Here is a 16,197-nt window from a genome sequence, read left to right on the forward strand (position 1 = left end):
TTTCGGGCTCAGCCGGCCGTGAGCGCGGGCCGCGCGACGTGGGGAAGGACCTCGGCGCCGAGCAGGGCGATGTGCTCGAGGTCGTGGATGTCGTAGATGTGCAGGTACACGGTGTCCGCGCCGGCGTCGGCCAGGTCGCCGATCCGGTCGACGACCTGGGCGGGGGTGCCGACGGCGGCGTGCTCGCGGATGAAGTCGGAGCCGATGATCTCGCCGCGGCGGGCGGCTTCGGCGGGGGTGGCGCCGCAGGCGACGGGCAGCACCGCGGACAGCCGCGGTTCGGCGGGGTCGCGGCCGATCGCCTCGCAGGCCCGGTGGAAGGTCGCGTAGCGTTCGCGCAGGTCGCCGCCGAGGGCGCCGTTGAACTCACTGGCATAGCGCGCCGCGATCGCCGGTGTGCGCCTCGGGCCGCTGCCGCCGACGATGATCGGCGGGTGCGGGTCCTGGACGGTGCGGGGCGGGGTCCGGTTGTCGGCGATGCGGTAGTGCTTGCCGTCGAAAGAAAACGGGCTCGTGCGCCACAGGCCGGTGATGATCGCCAGCTGTTCCTCCAGCCGATCGAACCGCTCGCCGGTGCCGGGGAACGGGATGCCGAACGCGTCGTGCTCGCGTTCGTACCAGCCGGTGCCCAGGCCGAGTTCGGCGCGGCCGCCGCTCATCTCGTCGAGGCTGGCGACGATGGTGGCGAGGATGCCGGGCTGGCGGAACGTGGCGGCGCCGACCAGCGCGCCGAGCCGCACCCGGCTGGTGTCGCGTGCGAGGCCGCCGAGGGTGGTCCAGCAGTCGGTGGGCCGGTAGGTGGTGTCGGCGGGATCGACGCCGAGCAGGTGGTCGGAGCGGAAGAACGCGTCGAAGCCGGCGTCCTCGGTGGCGCGGGCCAGGGCGAGGATGTCGTCGTAGCCGGCACCGTGGCGGGGCTCCATGAGCACCCGCAGCCGCAGGTCAGAGCGTGCCACGCAGCGACACCGCCTTCACCTGGGTGTAGTCGAGCACGGCGTCGGCGCCCATGGTGCGGCCGAAGCCGCTGCGCTTGTAGCCGCCGAACGGCGCGCCGGTGACCCCGGCGCCGAGCGCGGCGTTGACCGCGACCTGCCCGGCCTGCAGTCCCTTCGACATCCGCACCGCGCGGCCGAGGTCCCGCGTCCACACCGAGGCGACGAGGCCGTATTCGGTGCCGTTGGCCACTTCCAGAGCGTCCTCTTCGGACTCCACCGGGATGACCGACAGCACCGGGCCGAAGATCTCCTCCTGTGCGATGCGCATGTCCGGGGCGACGTGGTCGAACAGCGTCGGCTGGACGAAGAACCCGCGGTCGAACCCGTCCGGCACGCCGCCACCGAGGACCAGTTCGGCGCCCTCCTCTCGGCCGAGGCGCACGTAGTCCAGCACGCGGGCGTGCTGCTTGGCGTTGATGAGCGGGCCCATCTGGACCGGCTCGTGCCACGGCCCGACCCGCACCTTCGCCAGGTGCTCGGCCAGCCGCCGCACCACTTCGGCGTGCACGGACCGCTCGACGACGACGCGGGACCCGGCGGCGCAGATCTGCCCGGTGTTGAGCGTGATGCCCATGGCGATCGCGGGGATCGCGGCGTCCAGGTCGGCGTCGGCGAAGATCACCTGCGGGGACTTGCCGCCCAGTTCCAGGTGCAGCGGCACGAGGTTGCGCGCGCAGGCGGCCATCACGAGCGAGCCCGTTTCCGGGGAGCCGGTGAAGCTCATCCGCCGGATGCCCGGGTGCACCGGCAGTGCCGCGCCCGCTTCGCCGCCGTAGCCGGTGACGACGTTGACCACGCCGGGCGGGATGCCCGCGTCGAGCGCGAGCCGGGCCAGTGCGAGCGGGGTGAGCGGCGCGTCCTCGGCGGGTTTGACGACGATGGTGTTGCCCGCGGCGATGGCGGCGCCGACGTCGTTGACGAACATCGGGCCGGGCGCGTTCCACGGGATGATGCTGCCGACCACGCCATAGGGCTCGCGCAGGGTCAGCCCGAGCACGCCGGGGCCGGCGGGCAGCGACACGCCCTGCACCTTGTCGGCCTGCCCGGCGATGAAGGTGAGGATCCGCGCCAGCGGCGGCGGTCCCCAGTGCGGGCGGCCGACCTCGCGCGATTCGAGCTGGTCGATCTCGGTCTCGTGCTGCTCGATCAGCTGCACCCACCGCAGGATCAGCTTGGCGCGCTCGGTGGCGGGGGTGTCGCGCCAGGCCGGGAAGGCGGCCTGCGCGGCGGTGACCGCGGCGTCGACGTCGGCGGCGCCGCCGCGGGGAACCCGGGCGAGGACTTCGCCGGTGGCCGGGTCGAGCACGTCGATGCTGTCCCCGCCGGCCGCGGGGACCCAGTCGCCGCCGACGAGGTGGGTGTTCTCCGTGACCAGGGCCCCGGGGCCCGGCAGAACAGTCGTCATAACCGCTCTCCTCGCTGTTGGTGAACCCGACTCTGCCGGGCCCGCGGCGAGCGGAGCGAGGCGTCTTTCGCGACGCGGAAAGGGTTCGCCGGGTGCTCCCGCCGACGCGGACGGGAGCACCCCGGCGGGGGGGTCAGAGCTTGCTGCTGGTCTTGGCGAGGACACCGGCGAGCAGGTCGTAGTCGACGTCCTGCCCCTCGGTGATGTCGGCGGCCTTGCGGTCGCCGTTGCCCAGGGCTCTCAGGACTCCCTTGACGGGCTCGATGTCCCCCGCCTCGAACACCATGAACGACACCTTGTTGCGGGCCACGTGGATCACCGCGGCGTGCTTGCCGTTCTTCAGGAAGTGCGGTTTGCCGTACTGCAGCGCCTCTTCGGCGTCCGGGATGGTGGCGTGGACCATCGAGCGCAGCTTGGTGCAGACCTCCGCCTGCCAGGGCAGCGTCTTGGCGATGTAGTCGGTGACTTCGTTGTGCACGACGTTCTCCTCCGTGGTGGTCGTTGTCAGGACTTGGCCGTGGCCGGCCGGTAGGTGTGGACGACGGCGCCGGTGCCGAACACCGTCGTGTCGAGCAGGTCGAGGGTCATGGCGCTCTCCTCGCGGAACAGCGGCTCGCCTTTGCCCTTGACGACCGGGCACACCCAGATCCGGTACTCGTCGAGCAGGCCTGCCGCCGCGAGGGTATCGGTCAGGCGGCCGGTGCCCCAGATCAGAATGTCGGCGCCGTCCTGCTCCTTCAGCTCCGCGACCCGGGCGACGAGGTCGGCCCCGGGGATGACGACGGTGGGGTTCCAGGCGGACGTGTCGACCGGCTGGGACGCCACCACGTACTTGGTGATGCTGTTGACGTGGTCGGCGTAAGGGTTGCCGCCCATCTGGGGCCACGCCTGCGCCATGCCTTCGTAGGTGACGCGTCCGAGCAGCAGCGCGTCGGCGGCCGTGGTCATCGCGAACGCGTAGGCCTGCGCTTCCTCGTTCGAGTACTGCAGCGACCACTCGTGCGGGTTGTCGATGAAGCCGTCGAGGGTGGCGTAGGTGGAGGTGATGATCTTGCGCATGGGTTTGTCTCCTTATCGGCCGGACTGGCGGGCGTTCCGCCAGGTGGTGCTGTCGACGAAGTGGTTGTCGTAGCGCTCTTGCGCGCCGAGGACGGTTTCCGGTCCGGCGGCGCCGGTGCGGAGCTGGTCGAGGAGCCGGAAGTACCCGAACCGCTCCACGCCGGGGGTGAACACGATCAGCAGGTCCGCGCCGGACCCCGGCGCCGCGCCGAAGGCGTGGACGGTGCCCGGCGGCACGAACAACAGGTCGCCTTCGCGCGCCGTGACGATCTCGTCGCCGACCAGCACCTGCAGGACCCCGCCGAGGACGAAGAACGTCTCCGCGGAGGTGCGGTGGTAGTGCGGCGGGGCGCCGTCCTGGCCCTCCCCCAGCGTCGTGCGGGTGGCGCTCAGGAAGCCACCGGTCGACGACACGTCGGCGAGCATGGCGACCGTGTCCGGCCCCGTTCCCAGGACCTCCGCCTCGTTGCGCGGCACCAGGAGGGGCGGGACCTCTCCGGTGGCGAGTGGTGGTGTGCTCATGTCCGTATAGTCACACAGCTGATAGTAAGCTGTCAAACTATCTTTCGTCGAATAGACTGGAGGCGTGAGTGACACGAAGGCACAGCAACCCGACGCGGTCGACGCCGTGATCGAGGCGTGGCAGCGGGAACGACCGGACCTGGACCTCGACGCGATCGCCGTCGCGGGCAGGCTGGGGCGGGTGGGGCTCCTCCTCGCGCCGGCGCAGGAGAAGGTGTTCACGACGTTCGGGCTGCAGCGGGGCGAGTTCGACGTCCTCGCGACGCTGCGCCGGTCGGGCGATCCGTACACGCTCACGCCGTCCCAGCTCTCCGCGACGCTGATGCTGACCCGGGCCGGCATGACGAGCCGGCTGGACCGGCTGGAGGCGGCGGGGCTCGTCGAGCGCACGCTCGATCCCGCGGACCGGCGCAGCTTCCGCGTCCGGCTGACCGACAAGGGCTTCGCCACGGTGGACGAGGCGATGACAGCGCACACCGCCAACGTGACCCGGCTGCTGTCCGCGCTCGACGGGACGCAACTCGGCGCGCTCGACGACCTGCTGCGGATCCTGCTGCGCGCTCTGGACGGTTAGAGCATGTGCCGGCGGTGCCTGCGGGCCGGTGCAGGCCACGGAACCTGAGGCGGCCCACCACCACACCACGGTCGCGCCGCGTCCGGCGGCGCCCTCGGCACGGCGGCGCGGTCCTGGCCAAGAGCCGCCCGCGCTGTCGGATCGGACGCACGTCTGCGGCGGCGCACGCTGACGGCCCGCCGCGCGGCTGCGCCGCTCTGGACGCCTAGAGCCGGGTCGATGCGACATCCGTCGCGGGCGGCGCACGGCAAGGGGCCGACGACGTGCGGCTGCCGCGCTCCTTTACTGGAGGCACCCGTTTCCTCCAGAGTCGAAGGTGGGTGGCTGCCGCATGGCCGGTTCGACACCCAGCAGGGCCTCGATCCTGCTGGCCAGCTGCGTCGGGACGTCGATCGAGTGGTACGACTACTACGTCTTCGGCAGCGCGTCGGCGCTGGTGTTCGGATCGCTGTTCTTCCCGTCGTTCTCCCCGGTGGCCGGCACGCTCGCGGCGTTCGGCACGTTCGCGGTCGGCTTCATCGCGCGCCCGCTCGGCGGCGCGGTGATCGGGCACTTCGGCGACCGCATCGGCCGCAAGTCGATGCTCGTGCTGACGCTGATGCTCGCCGGGCTGGCCACGTTCCTGATCGGCCTGCTGCCGACCTACGCCGCGATCGGGGTGGCCGCGCCGATCCTGCTGGTGTTCCTGCGGCTGGTGCAGGGATTCGGCGTCGGCGGCGAGTGGGGCGGCGCGGTGCTGGTCGCCACCGAGCACGCCACGCCGCGGCAGCGGGCGGTGTACGGCAGCTTCGCGCAGTTCGGCGTGCCGATCGGGGTGCTGACCTCGAACCTGGTGTTCCTGCTGGTCGTGGAGACCACCGGCGACGGGTTCGCCACCTGGGGCTGGCGGATCCCGTTCCTGGTGAGCGTCGCGCTGCTGGTGGTCGGGATGCTGGTGCGGCGCACGCTGACCGAGAGCCCGGAGTTCCAGCGGGTGCGCGAGAAGCGGCAGGTCAGCCGGGTGCCCGCGGCGACGCTGCTGCGGGAACGGCCGGGCACGCTGCTGCTGGCGAGCCTGGCCGCGATCGCGCCGCCCGCGGTGGGCTACACGGTGATGGTCTACATGCTCAGCTACGGCACGCAGGCCGCCGGGTTCGGGCGCAGCACGCTGCTCACGTTGATCCTGGCGTCGACGGTGCTGTGGATCGCGGGGATCTACGTGGCGGCGCGGTGCGCGGACCGCTGGGGTAGCAAGCCGGTGTACGCGGTCGGCGCCGCTTTCGCGGTGGTGTGGGCGTGGCCGCTGTTCCTGCTCGTGGACACCGGAAGTGTCGGCGCGGCGCTGCTGGCGTTCATGGTCGCCGGGATCGTGCAGGCGATCATGGCCGGGGCGCAGGGCGCGTTGTTCACCGAGATCTTCCCGGTGCGGATGCGGTTCAGCGGGGCCTCGATCGCCTACCAGATGGGCGGTCTGGTGGGTGGCGCGGTGACGCCGCTGGCCGCGACGGGGCTGTACGGCGCCTACCACTCGTCGACGCCGATCGCCGTCTACTTGGGACTGTTGTGCGCGGTGAGCCTGGTGGCGGTGCTGGTGCTGCCCGCGCCGTCGCGCGCGACGGCGCCCGAGGCCGTCGGGAGCGTGCGATGACCACCGCGGCGGGCCGGGTGCTGGCCGTGCTGTCGGCGTTCGGGCCGCGGCACCGGTCGCTGTCGCTGAGCGACATCGCGCGCCGGGCCGGGCTGACGTTGCCGACTGCGCACCGGCTGGCGGGCGAGCTGGTGTCGTGGGGTGGCCTGGAGCGGGACCCGGCGGGCCGGTACTCGGTGGGGTTGCGGTTGCTGGAGCTGGCCGCGCTGGCGCCACGCGGGCTGCAGTTGCGGGAGGCGGCGTTCCCCTTCCTGGACGATCTGCACTCGCTGACGCGCGGGAACGTGCACCTGGCGGTGCGGGACGGCCGCGAGGTCGTGTACGTGGAGACCCTGCGCGCCAGGGCCGCCGCGACGAACAGCCGGGTGGGCGACCGCTGGCCGATGCACGCGACGGGCACCGGGCTGGTGCTGCTGGCGCACGCGGAGCCGGCGTTCCAGGCCGAGGTGCTGCGCTCACCGCTGGAGCGGTTCACCCGCTACACGATCACGGACCCCGGCGAGCTGCGGCGGCAGCTGGCGTTCATCCGCCAGTCCGGAGTGGCGGTCGCGCGGGGCACGATCACCCCGGACGACCTCGTGGTGGCCGCCCCCGTGCGAGACCCATCAGGCCAGGTCGCCGCGGCGATCAGCGTGGTGGTGCAGGTGGCCGGCGCCCGGCCGAGGGAGCTGGCGCGCCTGCTGACGGCCACGTCACGCTCGTTGTCGCAGCGACTGGCCGGCGCACCCGCCCGGGTGGTGGAACCCTCGGGTGCGCGGCAGGCCGGGTGAGCTACAACGGCATCCGATTCCTGACCGGGTCGGCGGCCGCGGGCGCTGCACCGAGGCGCGACGGCTGCTGACTCACGCCCCGCCTTCCCGGCGGTTGCGGTCAGTGGTGGCGTCGGCGTGCCGTGTGCCGGAGCTGGAGGATGCGCGCGGAGCCGATCAGGGCGACCAGCAGGGCTCCGCCGACGGCGGCGAGAAGCATGGCCACGCCGGCCGGCAGGGTCCCGCTAGCACCGAGGAACGTCAGCTCGGTCCGGGTGGGGTTCTGCAGGATGAAGATCAGCAGGAAGACCAGGACGAGCACGGCGATGATCACCGCGACCCAGGTGCCGCTGATCCTGGTCCGCGCCACGCGGGTCTTCCGGGGCCGGGACGCGGGCGTCGGTGCGGGTTCACCGGCGGCGGCCTGCGGTGCCGCCGGGCCGGCGACAACCGGGGCGGGTGGTGCCGCGTCGTGCTGCTTCTCCGGCTGAGAAACCGATGTGTCGTCGGTACCGTAGCGAGCGCGGGCGCGCCGAGCGCGGTCCAAGAGGTTCGACATGACGTGCCTCATCTGTAGTCCCGGTGCGGGCTGGCACTACAGAATGCGGTGTCGTCGTGGCCGGATGTGTTCATCCTACGCGCCCAGTGGCGGCCTGGCTGTGTCACCCGTTGCCGGGCACGAGCGTCTGCGTGAGGTCGGGTACCCGATCGGCGGGCGACAGCAGTTCGGCGTACCGGCCGAGCATGCGGTCGCCCAAGTGACGGTAGTAGTCCGGCAGTCTCGTGGTGCGTCCTTCGTGGAAGGCCAGGAACCGCGGATCGTCGCGCAGCATGCCCAGGATCCGGCGGAAGCTGGCGATGTCGCCGCGGAAGGCCGCGGTACGCGCACGGTGGACGTAGCGGATGAGGCGGTGGGACGTCGAGCGCAGTCGGCGGCGCAGCATGGCGGGCGATGCGGCGTGGGCGTACAGCTCGGTGAGCTTGGTGTAGTAGGTGATCGGATCGTAGTGACGCAGGGTGGTGACCAGGTACGGCGCGTAGTAGAAGCTGAACGGCATCGTGGTGAGGATGCGTCCATCGGCGGTGAGCTGGTCGTGCAACGGGGTGCCGCCGAAAGGCATCGGGATGTTGATCGTGGGCCAGACGAACGGGGTGCGGTCCATGAATCGTTCGGTCAGCTCGACCGGTTCGTCGCCCTGGTCGGTGTCGAGCCCGAACATGAAGTTCGCCTGCAGGTAGGGCACGTTCTCCGCGAGCCGGGTGAAGTGGTCCGCCACGTGGTCGACCTTGGCCACGCCACCCTCGCGGCCCACACCGGCTTTGTTCGAATAGTCGGTCCAGGACTCCACGCCCGGCGCGACCATGACGCAGTTGGTGTCCTTGAGCCGCCTGGGCCGGTTCCCGCGCAGCACGGTCAGCGAGCTCTCGATGATGTAGGGCGGCCGCTCGCCCGGCGGCTGAGCCTGCAGCACGTCCAGGACCCTGTCGAAGGTCACCGCGAAGTTCGGGTCGTGGAACACGATCAGGGTGCCAGGCAGGTGCCGGGCCAGATACCGCAGGTCTTCGGCCATCCGCTCGGGCGGCAGCAGCCGGTAGCGGGTGTTCCAGTCGATGCAGAAATCGCAGTGATAGGGACAGCCCATGCTGGCCAGCATGGGCACGGCGGACAGCAGCAACGGTTTGCGGCCCCAGAAGAACGCCGACGCACGGATCTCCGGCATCCGCTCGGCCACGGTCGGCACGTCGTCGAACGGGCGGGCCGCCGAGATCACACTGCCCGGATCGTACTGGCCGGCGAGGATGCCGGAGATCAGTTCGGCGTCGCATTCACCGACGACCAGGTCGAAGAAGCTCAGGCAGTCGACCGGGAACGCCTTGGCGTGCGGGCCGCCGATCACCGTGCGCACACCGGCCCACCGATACAGCTTGGCCAGCGCGTAGGCGAGGTGGCTGACCTGCGTGTAGCAGGCGATGAACACCACGTCCAGGTCCCTGGGCAGCAGCCGGTGCGGGTCGCCCAGACCGTAGTAGGTGGCGTAGAACGTCTCGTGCCCCTGCCGACGGCACCACACCGAGATCGCCTGCGGGGTGATGCCGGCGAACTGCTTGGTCATCAACAGCCGATAGCCCACCTCCGCCGGCCCCCGAGCCGGCGGAGCCAGGATGTCCAGGATTCCCACTCTCATCACTCGGTTCTCCTCGCGCACATCGCCCGCTCCCCTGGCTGATCACTGGACCGTCGACGTCGGTTTGCCGGTGAAGCGGAATTCGACCGCGGTGGGCAGGGCCTGCAGGTCCAGCGCCTGACGCAGCCTGGGCAGCGCCTCGGTGCGCACCCGGTGCCGGATGGCGGTGAGGGACGCCTGTTGTTCGGTGTGGATCACCACCGTGAGGGTGGCGTTGTGCTGCGCCCCGGTGAGGGAGGCGTCGGCGGCCCGCACCCCGGGGTACGTTTCGATCTCGTCGGCGAAGGGCTCGACCGCGGTGGTCGTGGCCAGTTCGGTGCGGCCCCGGTCCGGGTCGCTTTCCAGGCGCCAGATGTCGCGGCGTGGCTTGCGGACCAGTTGCGCCGCGAGCCACCGGAGGCACAGGAGCCCGAGGATGACGGCGACCGCGGCGACGAGGTAGAGCGCCCAGGTAGGGGGCCGCCCCGTGCCGGGGACCAGCGTACTCGCCGGGTCGAACAAGCCCGGCCATCCGAAATGGGTGGCCAGGGTGAGTCCGCCGGCCGCGAACAAGACCAGCCCGAGCAGTGCGAGCACGCCACGGTTGAGCCGCCCCGGCGGGTTGTGGGCGCTCATTTCTGGCTCCGCGTGCTGCGTACCCGCACCCGCAGTGCCGGCGGCGCCGCCAGTGAGATCTCCGCGATCCGTCGTTCGAGCGCCGTGTACACCGCGTCGGCAAGGCCCTCGGCGCTCGCGCGGTCGGTGCGCACGTTCGCCGTCACGCGGCGGCGGCGAACGGCGAGCCTGGCCCGGCTCACGCCGTCGACCCCGGCGGCCGCCGCACTCAGTGTGGTGCGCAACCCCCGGCGCGAGGCGCCGGCGTCGAGCCCGTTGCCGTCGTCGTCGAGCGGAATGACGGTCGCCGAGCCCGGCAGGACCGCCGCCAACAGCAACACCAGCCCGAGGGCCGCGGCCACCGCGCCGGCGAGCAGGGCCCCCCAGCTGTCCCACCGCGTCGTGTGCAACGTTTCCGCTACCGCGTCGTAGCTGATGAGCGGCTGCCGCCCGGCGAGCATCTGAATCGCCGACGTCGCGACCAGCGCCGATGCCGCGAGAAGTGCCACGGCGCTCAGACTTGCCGGCAGGCTGCGGCGGGGACGGCGGATCACCGGATCCTCCCTGTGGCGGACGGTCCGTGCAGGGCGGTCACGGTGATGTCGACCCGCGACACGGCCAGCCCGGTCAGCTCGCCGACCCGCCGCACCAGATGGGCCCGGACCCGCTCGCAGGTCGCCGCGACCGGCTTCGGGTAGGCGATCGACAGACGGACGTCCAGTTCGGCGGTAGCGCCGTCCACCCGGGCCTGCACGCCGGCGGCACGGTCCTGGTCCTCGGCGCCGACGGTCACCCCGAGCACCTGGCGAGCCGAACCGCCGACGCTTTCGACCTCGGTCACCGCGTACGCGGCCAACCGCTCGACCACGCGATCGGCGATGACGGTGCGGCCACGTTCGCTCATCTCCTGCTCGTCGCGGTCGGTCGCCCCCCGCGAATCCAGCGCCGACATGGTCAACGACGGCCGCGGCCGGTGAGCTGGGACAGATCGAGCTTGCCGTCGGCGACCCGGCCGACCAGCAGGCCCAGCGCGCCGAGGACGAGCACGATGAGGAACGCGCTGAGACCGCCGAACGCGCCCGCGAGGCCCAGCACGATGCCGGACAACAGCCCGAGAACCGTGAAGTTCATGAGAGTTCTTCCTTCACTGCCAATCGGCCGAACGCTGCCGGTGCGGTCACCGGCAGCACGATGTCCATGACCGCCACCCGCACCGGGCGGTCGACCTTTCCGACCGCCGCACGAACAGCGGCGGCGACCTCGCCGACGATGGCCGGATACCGGATGACCACGCCGATGGTGATCTCCTCCGGACGGACTCGCACCCCCGTTACCCGGCGTCCGGGCAGGTAGGTCGCGATGTCACCGAAGCGTCCACTGTCCAGGTCGGCCACGGCCGGCACCGCCCGGACCGCCGCAGCGATCAGGTCGGCGTCGAGCTCGGAGGTCATTGCAACCTGGTGGACTGTCCGCCCTCGGTCTCGGTCTCCTCATCGGGGAGATGCACATCGTTCACGGCGATGTTGACCTCGACGACCTCGAGCCCGGTCATGCGCTCGATCGCGACGATCACGTTGCGCCGGGCCGCGCGGGCGAGATCGACGATCGAGACGCCGTACTCCACCACCAGCTCGAGATCCACGGCCGTCTGCCGCTCCCCGACCTCGACCGAAACGCCTTGCGCGGCACTGGCCGAAGCTCCGGGAATTCGCTCGCGGAGGGCGCCGAAAGCCCGCGCGGCGCCACCCCCGAGGGCGTACACACCCGAAATCTCACTCGCCGCCAGCCCCGCGATCTTCTGCACGACCGTGTCGGCGATGGTGGTCGTCCCTTGCTCGGTGACCAGCTGGCTCGCGCCGGCCTGGCCTCCGCTCGGGGACGCGTTCTGAGTAGCTGGAGTTGTCATCTCAGGAGCTCCTTCAAGTCACCGGCGAATTCCGGCCCGCCCGGCGAGCTCGGCTTCTGCGGATGCATAGCCTGTGGCGGTGGGCGCAAACGTGTTCGCCTGCGGTATTCCGAATCGGTGTAAAATAGAAATTGCCGAGAGCATCTCGTACACGGGTGGCCAAGCCCGCGTCGTCCTCGGCGGAATTCCCGGTCGTGTCACGATCGGAGACGGGAGCATCGGCGTCATGTCGAGCTCGACCACACTCGTCCCACCCCCGGCGGCCGCCGAGCCGTCGCACCACACGCTGCGTCTGCGCCTGAAGCCGAAGGGGTCCGTCGCCGGCTACGTCGACGGCGCCTGGTGGCCACGGTCCCGCGACCTCGCCGCCGAACTGCCGGCGCTACTGGCGGTCCTCGCGATCCGGCCGGGAACCATTGAGCGCGTCACCTACAACCTGACCACGTGGACGTCCGTTCCCCGTCGTCTCCTGATCGAGGGCAGTGCCGTCCGGATGGAGGGGTTCCGTTCGCAACCTCCCTGCACCGTCACGGTGGCCGGTCAGGGCCGGCAGCGCCTGACCCTGCTCATCCTGCCGCCCGACGCGCCTGAGGCAACCGCACACGAGACTCTCATGCGGGCCGCGCGGCGAGACAACGCCGACAGCCCCGACACGCTTCTCGCTCCACGTCGTGCCGCCGGCGGGGAATTCTCCGATGGCGCCACCGAACGGTGGGAAGTCGACGGCGGCCGGGTCCGATGACCACCCGCGACAAGCTCCAGCCTCCTCAGGTCGAACTCCGGCCGCCGCTCATCACCCCGCGGCTGATCCTGCGGGGCTGGCACGTCTCGGACGCACCCGCGGCAGTGGCCGTGTTCGGCAGCCCAGCGGTTGCGCGCTGGCTCAGCCCGGCGATGGACCAGGTGCCCGATCTGGCGGCCATGCGCCTGCTGCTGCAGCAGTGGATCGCCGAGAGCACCCGGGCGGCCCTGCCGGCCGGGCGCTGGGCCATCCAGCGTCGCAGCGACAACCAGATCATCGGCGGGGCGATCCTGCTGCCTCTGCCTCCCGGCAACGAGGACCTCGAGATCGGCTGGCAGCTCCACCCCGACGCGTGGGGGCACGGGTACGCCACCGAAGCCACCCACGCACTGGCCGGCTGGGCCTTCCGCCACGACGTCGACGAACTGTTCGCCGTGGTCCGCCCTGGCAACACCCGGGCCGCCGCCACCGTCCGCCGCAACGGCATGCACTGGGTCGGCGAAACCGGCAAGTACTTCGGGCTGACCCTGCAAGTCTTCCGCCTCCGTTCCGCCGACCTCGACCAGGCCGCCCCCCACGCGCAACTACCACCTGCCTGACGAGCACAGCGCGCCGACGGTCGCGCGCGCCGCGGTACGACAGGACAGGACGGGGGCGCTCACCGGCCAAGGACCGTTGCGCCTCGGTCCGGCCGGTTCAGCGCGCCGCCCCAGGGCCAGAGCCTCCGTGACGTGGGTTCGTGATCACGGTGCGCTCTCAAGGCGCTTACCTCACCCGGCCGAACTGAGGGGCGGCAGGGCCGGGCGTGTCGGAGTGGCCGGAACAGGTCAGCGACCACCCCGGAATCACGATTCCCGCCGAGACTGCTTGCCACGAACAGGCGGCAGCGAGGGGGGTCGGGGATGGCCGAAGCACCAGGGAGCACCAGCACTCCCCCGGCGAGCTCCGGCGGCGCCGCCCCGCAACCGTCGTCGGAGCCGGCGCCGTCCACACAAGACACGCCGGCCGGTGAGAAACCCGCCGAAGGGAAGTCCGGCGGGGAACAGCGTTCCGGTCAGGCGCAACCGGAAGCGCCGGCCACCGGCGACACCTCGAACGAGTCCCGCGAGGACAACCGGCAGCCCGCGGATCGGGAAGGCACCCAGCGCGACACGAACACAGAGTCAGCGCAGAGCGACTTCACCCGCGAAGTCGAGTCACAAGCGCCGACCCCGGCCCCGCCGGACGGGGTCTACGAGGCCGGCGAGGCGTGGGACCGCGCAGGCAAGGACACGCAGGCGGCGCGGGACGAAGCGCACCGGTTCGCCCGCCAGACCGAACAGGCCTGGCGTGACGAGCCGGCCGGGGCGGCGCGCGAACGGGCCGAGGCATCGGCCGCGGACGCGCAGGCCGCTGGCGAGGAAGCGCAGTCTCTCGCCCGCTTCGCCGCGGCCAGCGGCGACGAGATCGCCGGCGCCCGGCGGGACACGGCGGCCAACACGGCCCGCGCCGACCTCGACGACCAGCTCGGCAAAACCCTGCTGTCGCCGGAGGAAAGCGAACTCGTCACCCGCAACCTCGTCGCCACGACCGCCGAGCAGAACCGGGACCGGTACGCCGCGGCGGCGGCGAACATCACGGCGATGGGCGACGAACTCACGGTCACCGGCGCCGCGAATCCGGGCAAGACACCGAAGACGCCCGGCGGGTCAGGCCCGGCCGGCAACAAGGGCGAGGTGCCGGAGGCAGAAACGTATCGCGCGATCGGCAACGCCGTCAGCCTGGCCGGGCGGACATTGGACGATGTCGCCGAAGACGGTGTCGAGACCGCGGCCCGCGCGGTCGACGCCGCCACCGAGTGGCTCGCCGACCTGACCGGCAACGACCAACTGGAAGCAGCCGGCAAGGCGCTCACCCCGGAAGCGGTGGACTTCCTGGGCAACCACGCGGGCGACGCCGTGCTGAACGCGAGCTCGCAAGTGCGCAACGAGCTGCACCACACCGCCTCCGCACTGGACGGCAAGAACCCGCCGGTCGAGGTGTACCTGGACCGGGACCGGCACAAGGAAAGCCTGCAGCACATCCGGGAATCCCAGCGAGGCCAGATCTGGTCCGGCAACACCTACGAGATGGGCCGCCCCACCCCGGAAGTGCTCACGGTCGACAAGAACGCCGCCGAAAAGGAGGCGCGCCGAAACGAGGCGATGCGCGGTATCCCCTACGGCCGCGACGTCGGGCTCCCCGGCTACGACCGGGACGAGTTCCCGCCCGCGATGAGCGTCGAGGGCGGCAGGCGGCACGAGGACTGGGACCCGAGCGTCAAACTCATCCCGGGCGGCGACAACCGGTCCGCCGGCTCGACCATGGGCGGCCAGACGAGGAACCTGGACCCCGGCGACACCTTCGTGATCAGGGAGACCGACTGACATGCGCACCGATCCCGCCTTCGCCGGCCTGCTCCGGGCAGGCCGCCACCCCCTCGGCGCCCCGGTACGCGCCGACCTCGGCGCCGCCCACGGACCGGTTGGCGAACTCGCCGACCTGCTCAGCCAGGTCAACGGGTTCACGCTCGCCAACGCCGGTGTCCAGGTCTTCCGCGTCGGCCCGGAGGGTCTCGGCCCCGAGCTGCTCCGCTGGAACGCGCCGGGCACCTGGAAGGACACCTACGCCGGCCTCGCCGACGGCCTGCTGTGCTTCGGCCAGGACCTGTTCGGGGTGCAGTTCGCGATCGAGGACAACACTCGGGTCGTCACCTTCGACCCGGAAACCGGGCAGCGCGAGTTCGTCAGCGACACCTTGCTCGGCTGGACCGAGTGGCTCGCCGCCGACGCCGACGCGCACGCCGCGCGCGCCTTCGCCACCCGCTGGCAGCGCGTCCACGGCCCCCTCGGCTACGACGAACGGCTGATCCCGCTGAGGTTCTTCGTCCTCGGCGGCGGGTACGACGACGACAACCTGGTCGTCAAGGACGCGGTCACCTGCATGCGCATCCGGGGACCGATCGCACAGCAACTCCACGACGTGCCCGACGGCACCCCGGTCCGGCTGAGCTTCGAATAGCCGGCCGGCGGACCCCCCGAGGGCCCGCCGGCCGGTTCGCCTCAGACGAGCGAAGCGGTGAGCCCGCCGTCGAGGACGTAGTGACTGCCGGTGATCCACGTCGCCCGGTCGGAGGCGAGGAACGCGGCCACCTCGGCGATGTCCTCGGGCGTGCCGAGCCTGCCCTGCTTCATCGCGACGAGGTCGCCGAAGGGGATCTGCGTCGCCGCCTCGAAGTCCGGCACCAGCCGTTCCACCATCGCGGTGTCGGCGAAGCCCGGGCAGACCGCGTTGACCCGCACGCCCGTCGGCCGCATCTCCACCGCCGCGACCCGGGTGAGCTGGATCAGCGCCGCTTTCGTGGCGCAGTAGGAGCCGAGCAGCGGGCTGCCGCCGATACCGGCGATGGAGGCGATGTTGACGACGTTCCCCTTCGACGCCACCAGGTGCGGGGTCGCCGCCTTCATCGCGACGAACGGGCCGCGCACGTTGACCGCGTAGATCTTGTCGAAGCTCTCCGTCGACTGCTGCAGCAGCGGCGAGGAGATCTCGATCCCGGCGTTGTTCACCAGGACGTCGAGACCGCCGAGGAGGTCGACCGCCTGCTGGACCGCGGCCTGGACCTGGGCTTCGTCGGTGACGTCGCAGTTCGCGACGCCCGCCGCGCCGATCTCGTCGGCGGCCCGCTTGGCCGCGTCGGCGTCGATGTCGCTGACCACGACGCGCGCGCCGCGATCGGTGAACAGCTTCGCGATCGCCTTGCCGATCCCGGCACCGGATCCGGTGACGAAGACCCGCTTACCGTCCAGTTCGGACATGT

21 protein-coding genes are annotated in these 16,197 nt (G+C 71.5%); 7 read left to right on the forward strand and 14 right to left on the reverse strand.

The genetic code is table 11. The annotated features are described in order from the left end of the window. Positions 1–8: 8 nt before the first annotated feature. From L2C96_RS24780 to L2C96_RS24800, 5 genes are all read right to left on the reverse strand, one after another. Positions 9–956, reverse strand: coding sequence for an LLM class F420-dependent oxidoreductase (locus L2C96_RS24780; protein WP_237337993.1), 948 nt, complete (start codon positions 954–956; stop codon positions 9–11). After that, a complete protein-coding gene (locus L2C96_RS24785; protein WP_237337994.1) occupies positions 943–2,400 on the reverse strand; it encodes an aldehyde dehydrogenase family protein in 1,458 nt (485 codons plus the stop codon). The genes L2C96_RS24780 and L2C96_RS24785 overlap by 14 nt, the downstream gene beginning before the upstream one ends. Before the next feature lie 133 nt (positions 2,401–2,533). Continuing rightward, positions 2,534–2,878, reverse strand: a complete 345-nt coding sequence (locus L2C96_RS24790) for a DUF1801 domain-containing protein (protein WP_020416104.1) — start codon at positions 2,876–2,878, stop codon at positions 2,534–2,536. A 26-nt stretch (positions 2,879–2,904) separates the two neighbouring features. Then, a complete protein-coding gene (locus L2C96_RS24795; protein WP_237337995.1) occupies positions 2,905–3,459 on the reverse strand; it encodes a dihydrofolate reductase family protein in 555 nt (184 codons plus the stop codon). Positions 3,460–3,471: 12 nt separating this feature from the next. Beyond that, entirely contained in the window at positions 3,472–3,981 is a 510-nt protein-coding gene (locus tag L2C96_RS24800; protein ID WP_237337996.1) for a cupin domain-containing protein, read from the reverse strand. Between the two features lie 64 nt (positions 3,982–4,045). Between L2C96_RS24800 and L2C96_RS24805 the strand changes: the two genes are divergently transcribed. The 3 genes from L2C96_RS24805 (at position 4,046) to L2C96_RS24815 (ending at position 6,952) form a co-directional block, all read left to right on the forward strand. Beyond that, positions 4,046–4,555 carry a MarR family winged helix-turn-helix transcriptional regulator gene (locus L2C96_RS24805; protein WP_237337997.1) on the forward strand — a complete coding sequence of 170 codons (510 nt, stop codon included), beginning with the start codon at positions 4,046–4,048 and terminating at the stop codon, positions 4,553–4,555. 331 nt (positions 4,556–4,886) lie between these two features. After that, positions 4,887–6,182, forward strand: a complete 1,296-nt coding sequence (locus tag L2C96_RS24810) for an MFS transporter (protein ID WP_237337998.1) — start codon at positions 4,887–4,889, stop codon at positions 6,180–6,182. Then, positions 6,179–6,952, forward strand: a complete 774-nt coding sequence (locus L2C96_RS24815) for an IclR family transcriptional regulator (RefSeq protein ID WP_237337999.1) — start codon at positions 6,179–6,181, stop codon at positions 6,950–6,952. The genes L2C96_RS24810 and L2C96_RS24815 overlap by 4 nt, the downstream gene beginning before the upstream one ends. Positions 6,953–7,052: 100 nt before the next feature. Here L2C96_RS24815 and L2C96_RS24820 read toward each other — a convergent pair whose 3' ends face one another. The 8 genes from L2C96_RS24820 to L2C96_RS24855 form a co-directional block, all read right to left on the reverse strand. Beyond that, a complete protein-coding gene (locus L2C96_RS24820) occupies positions 7,053–7,301 on the reverse strand; it encodes a LapA family protein (protein ID WP_020416110.1) in 249 nt (82 codons plus the stop codon). A 292-nt stretch (positions 7,302–7,593) separates the two neighbouring features. Continuing rightward, positions 7,594–9,045 carry a B12-binding domain-containing radical SAM protein gene (locus L2C96_RS24825; protein ID WP_237338000.1) on the reverse strand — a complete coding sequence of 484 codons (1,452 nt, stop codon included), beginning with the start codon at positions 9,043–9,045 and terminating at the stop codon, positions 7,594–7,596. 114 nt (positions 9,046–9,159) lie between these two features. Beyond that, the gene (locus L2C96_RS24830; RefSeq protein ID WP_020416112.1) at positions 9,160–9,732 is read right to left on the reverse strand and encodes an alkaline shock response membrane anchor protein AmaP; all 573 of its coding nucleotides are present in this window, start codon (positions 9,730–9,732) and stop codon (positions 9,160–9,162) included. Then, the gene (locus tag L2C96_RS24835) at positions 9,729–10,265 is read right to left on the reverse strand and encodes a DUF6286 domain-containing protein (protein ID WP_027935556.1); all 537 of its coding nucleotides are present in this window, start codon (positions 10,263–10,265) and stop codon (positions 9,729–9,731) included. Before L2C96_RS24835 ends, L2C96_RS24830 begins: the two co-directional genes overlap by 4 nt. Then, positions 10,262–10,615, reverse strand: coding sequence for an Asp23/Gls24 family envelope stress response protein (locus tag L2C96_RS24840; RefSeq protein WP_039791145.1), 354 nt, complete (start codon positions 10,613–10,615; stop codon positions 10,262–10,264). The genes L2C96_RS24835 and L2C96_RS24840 overlap by 4 nt, the downstream gene beginning before the upstream one ends. A gap of 50 nt (positions 10,616–10,665) precedes the next feature. Then, the gene (locus L2C96_RS24845; protein ID WP_020416115.1) at positions 10,666–10,842 is read right to left on the reverse strand and encodes a hypothetical protein; all 177 of its coding nucleotides are present in this window, start codon (positions 10,840–10,842) and stop codon (positions 10,666–10,668) included. Further along, positions 10,839–11,162, reverse strand: a complete 324-nt coding sequence (locus L2C96_RS24850; RefSeq protein WP_020416116.1) for a hypothetical protein — start codon at positions 11,160–11,162, stop codon at positions 10,839–10,841. The genes L2C96_RS24845 and L2C96_RS24850 overlap by 4 nt, the downstream gene beginning before the upstream one ends. Beyond that, complete coding sequence (locus L2C96_RS24855; protein ID WP_020416117.1) at positions 11,159–11,617, reverse strand: Asp23/Gls24 family envelope stress response protein; 459 nt, start codon at positions 11,615–11,617, stop codon at positions 11,159–11,161. Before L2C96_RS24855 ends, L2C96_RS24850 begins: the two co-directional genes overlap by 4 nt. A gap of 79 nt (positions 11,618–11,696) precedes the next feature. Between L2C96_RS24855 and L2C96_RS24860 the strand changes: the two genes are divergently transcribed. The 4 genes from L2C96_RS24860 to L2C96_RS24875 all read left to right on the forward strand — a co-directional run bounded on the left by L2C96_RS24860 (position 11,697) and on the right by L2C96_RS24875 (position 15,398). Then, the gene (locus tag L2C96_RS24860; RefSeq protein WP_235716035.1) at positions 11,697–12,359 is read left to right on the forward strand and encodes a DUF5994 family protein; all 663 of its coding nucleotides are present in this window, start codon (positions 11,697–11,699) and stop codon (positions 12,357–12,359) included. Further along, complete coding sequence (locus tag L2C96_RS24865) at positions 12,356–12,958, forward strand: GNAT family N-acetyltransferase (RefSeq protein ID WP_020416119.1); 603 nt, start codon at positions 12,356–12,358, stop codon at positions 12,956–12,958. Before L2C96_RS24860 ends, L2C96_RS24865 begins: the two co-directional genes overlap by 4 nt. Before the next feature lie 303 nt (positions 12,959–13,261). Continuing rightward, a complete protein-coding gene (locus tag L2C96_RS24870; RefSeq protein ID WP_237338001.1) occupies positions 13,262–14,764 on the forward strand; it encodes a NucA/NucB deoxyribonuclease domain-containing protein in 1,503 nt (500 codons plus the stop codon). A 1-nt stretch (position 14,765) separates the two neighbouring features. Next, positions 14,766–15,398: an SMI1/KNR4 family protein gene (locus tag L2C96_RS24875; RefSeq protein ID WP_237338002.1), complete on the forward strand. Its 633-nt coding sequence runs from the start codon at positions 14,766–14,768 to the stop codon at positions 15,396–15,398. A gap of 41 nt (positions 15,399–15,439) precedes the next feature. Here the strand turns inward: L2C96_RS24875 and L2C96_RS24880 are convergent, their stop codons facing one another. Then, a complete protein-coding gene (locus L2C96_RS24880) occupies positions 15,440–16,195 on the reverse strand; it encodes an SDR family NAD(P)-dependent oxidoreductase (protein ID WP_020416122.1) in 756 nt (251 codons plus the stop codon). Positions 16,196–16,197 lie beyond the last annotated feature (2 nt).

Origin of the sequence: Amycolatopsis tucumanensis, assembly GCF_021654135.1 — a bacterium.
GTDB lineage: Bacteria > Actinomycetota > Actinomycetes > Mycobacteriales > Pseudonocardiaceae > Amycolatopsis_E > Amycolatopsis_E tucumanensis.

Bases quoted from the DNA above. Each gene is read 5' to 3' on its own strand.
- L2C96_RS24815 (WP_237337999.1), top strand. From the start codon at position 6,179: ATGACCACCGCGGCGGGCCGGGTGCTGGCCGTGCTGTCGGCGTTCGGG.
- L2C96_RS24875 (WP_237338002.1), top strand. From the start codon at position 14,766: ATGCGCACCGATCCCGCCTTCGCCGGCCTGCTCCGGGCAGGCCGCCAC.
- L2C96_RS24830 (WP_020416112.1), bottom strand. From the start codon at position 9,732: ATGAGCGCCCACAACCCGCCGGGGCGGCTCAACCGTGGCGTGCTCGCA.
- L2C96_RS24800 (WP_237337996.1), bottom strand. From the start codon at position 3,981: ATGAGCACACCACCACTCGCCACCGGAGAGGTCCCGCCCCTCCTGGTG.
- L2C96_RS24850 (WP_020416116.1), bottom strand. From the start codon at position 11,162: ATGACCTCCGAGCTCGACGCCGACCTGATCGCTGCGGCGGTCCGGGCG.
- L2C96_RS24865 (WP_020416119.1), top strand. From the start codon at position 12,356: ATGACCACCCGCGACAAGCTCCAGCCTCCTCAGGTCGAACTCCGGCCG.
- L2C96_RS24795 (WP_237337995.1), bottom strand. From the start codon at position 3,459: ATGCGCAAGATCATCACCTCCACCTACGCCACCCTCGACGGCTTCATC.
- L2C96_RS24870 (WP_237338001.1), top strand. From the start codon at position 13,262: ATGGCCGAAGCACCAGGGAGCACCAGCACTCCCCCGGCGAGCTCCGGC.
- L2C96_RS24845 (WP_020416115.1), bottom strand. From the start codon at position 10,842: ATGAACTTCACGGTTCTCGGGCTGTTGTCCGGCATCGTGCTGGGCCTC.
- L2C96_RS24880 (WP_020416122.1), bottom strand. From the start codon at position 16,195: ATGTCCGAACTGGACGGTAAGCGGGTCTTCGTCACCGGATCCGGTGCC.
- L2C96_RS24810 (WP_237337998.1), top strand. From the start codon at position 4,887: ATGGCCGGTTCGACACCCAGCAGGGCCTCGATCCTGCTGGCCAGCTGC.
- L2C96_RS24840 (WP_039791145.1), bottom strand. From the start codon at position 10,615: ATGAGCGAACGTGGCCGCACCGTCATCGCCGATCGCGTGGTCGAGCGG.
- L2C96_RS24825 (WP_237338000.1), bottom strand. From the start codon at position 9,045: ATGACCAAGCAGTTCGCCGGCATCACCCCGCAGGCGATCTCGGTGTGG.
- L2C96_RS24785 (WP_237337994.1), bottom strand. From the start codon at position 2,400: ATGACGACTGTTCTGCCGGGCCCCGGGGCCCTGGTCACGGAGAACACC.
- L2C96_RS24855 (WP_020416117.1), bottom strand. From the start codon at position 11,617: ATGACAACTCCAGCTACTCAGAACGCGTCCCCGAGCGGAGGCCAGGCC.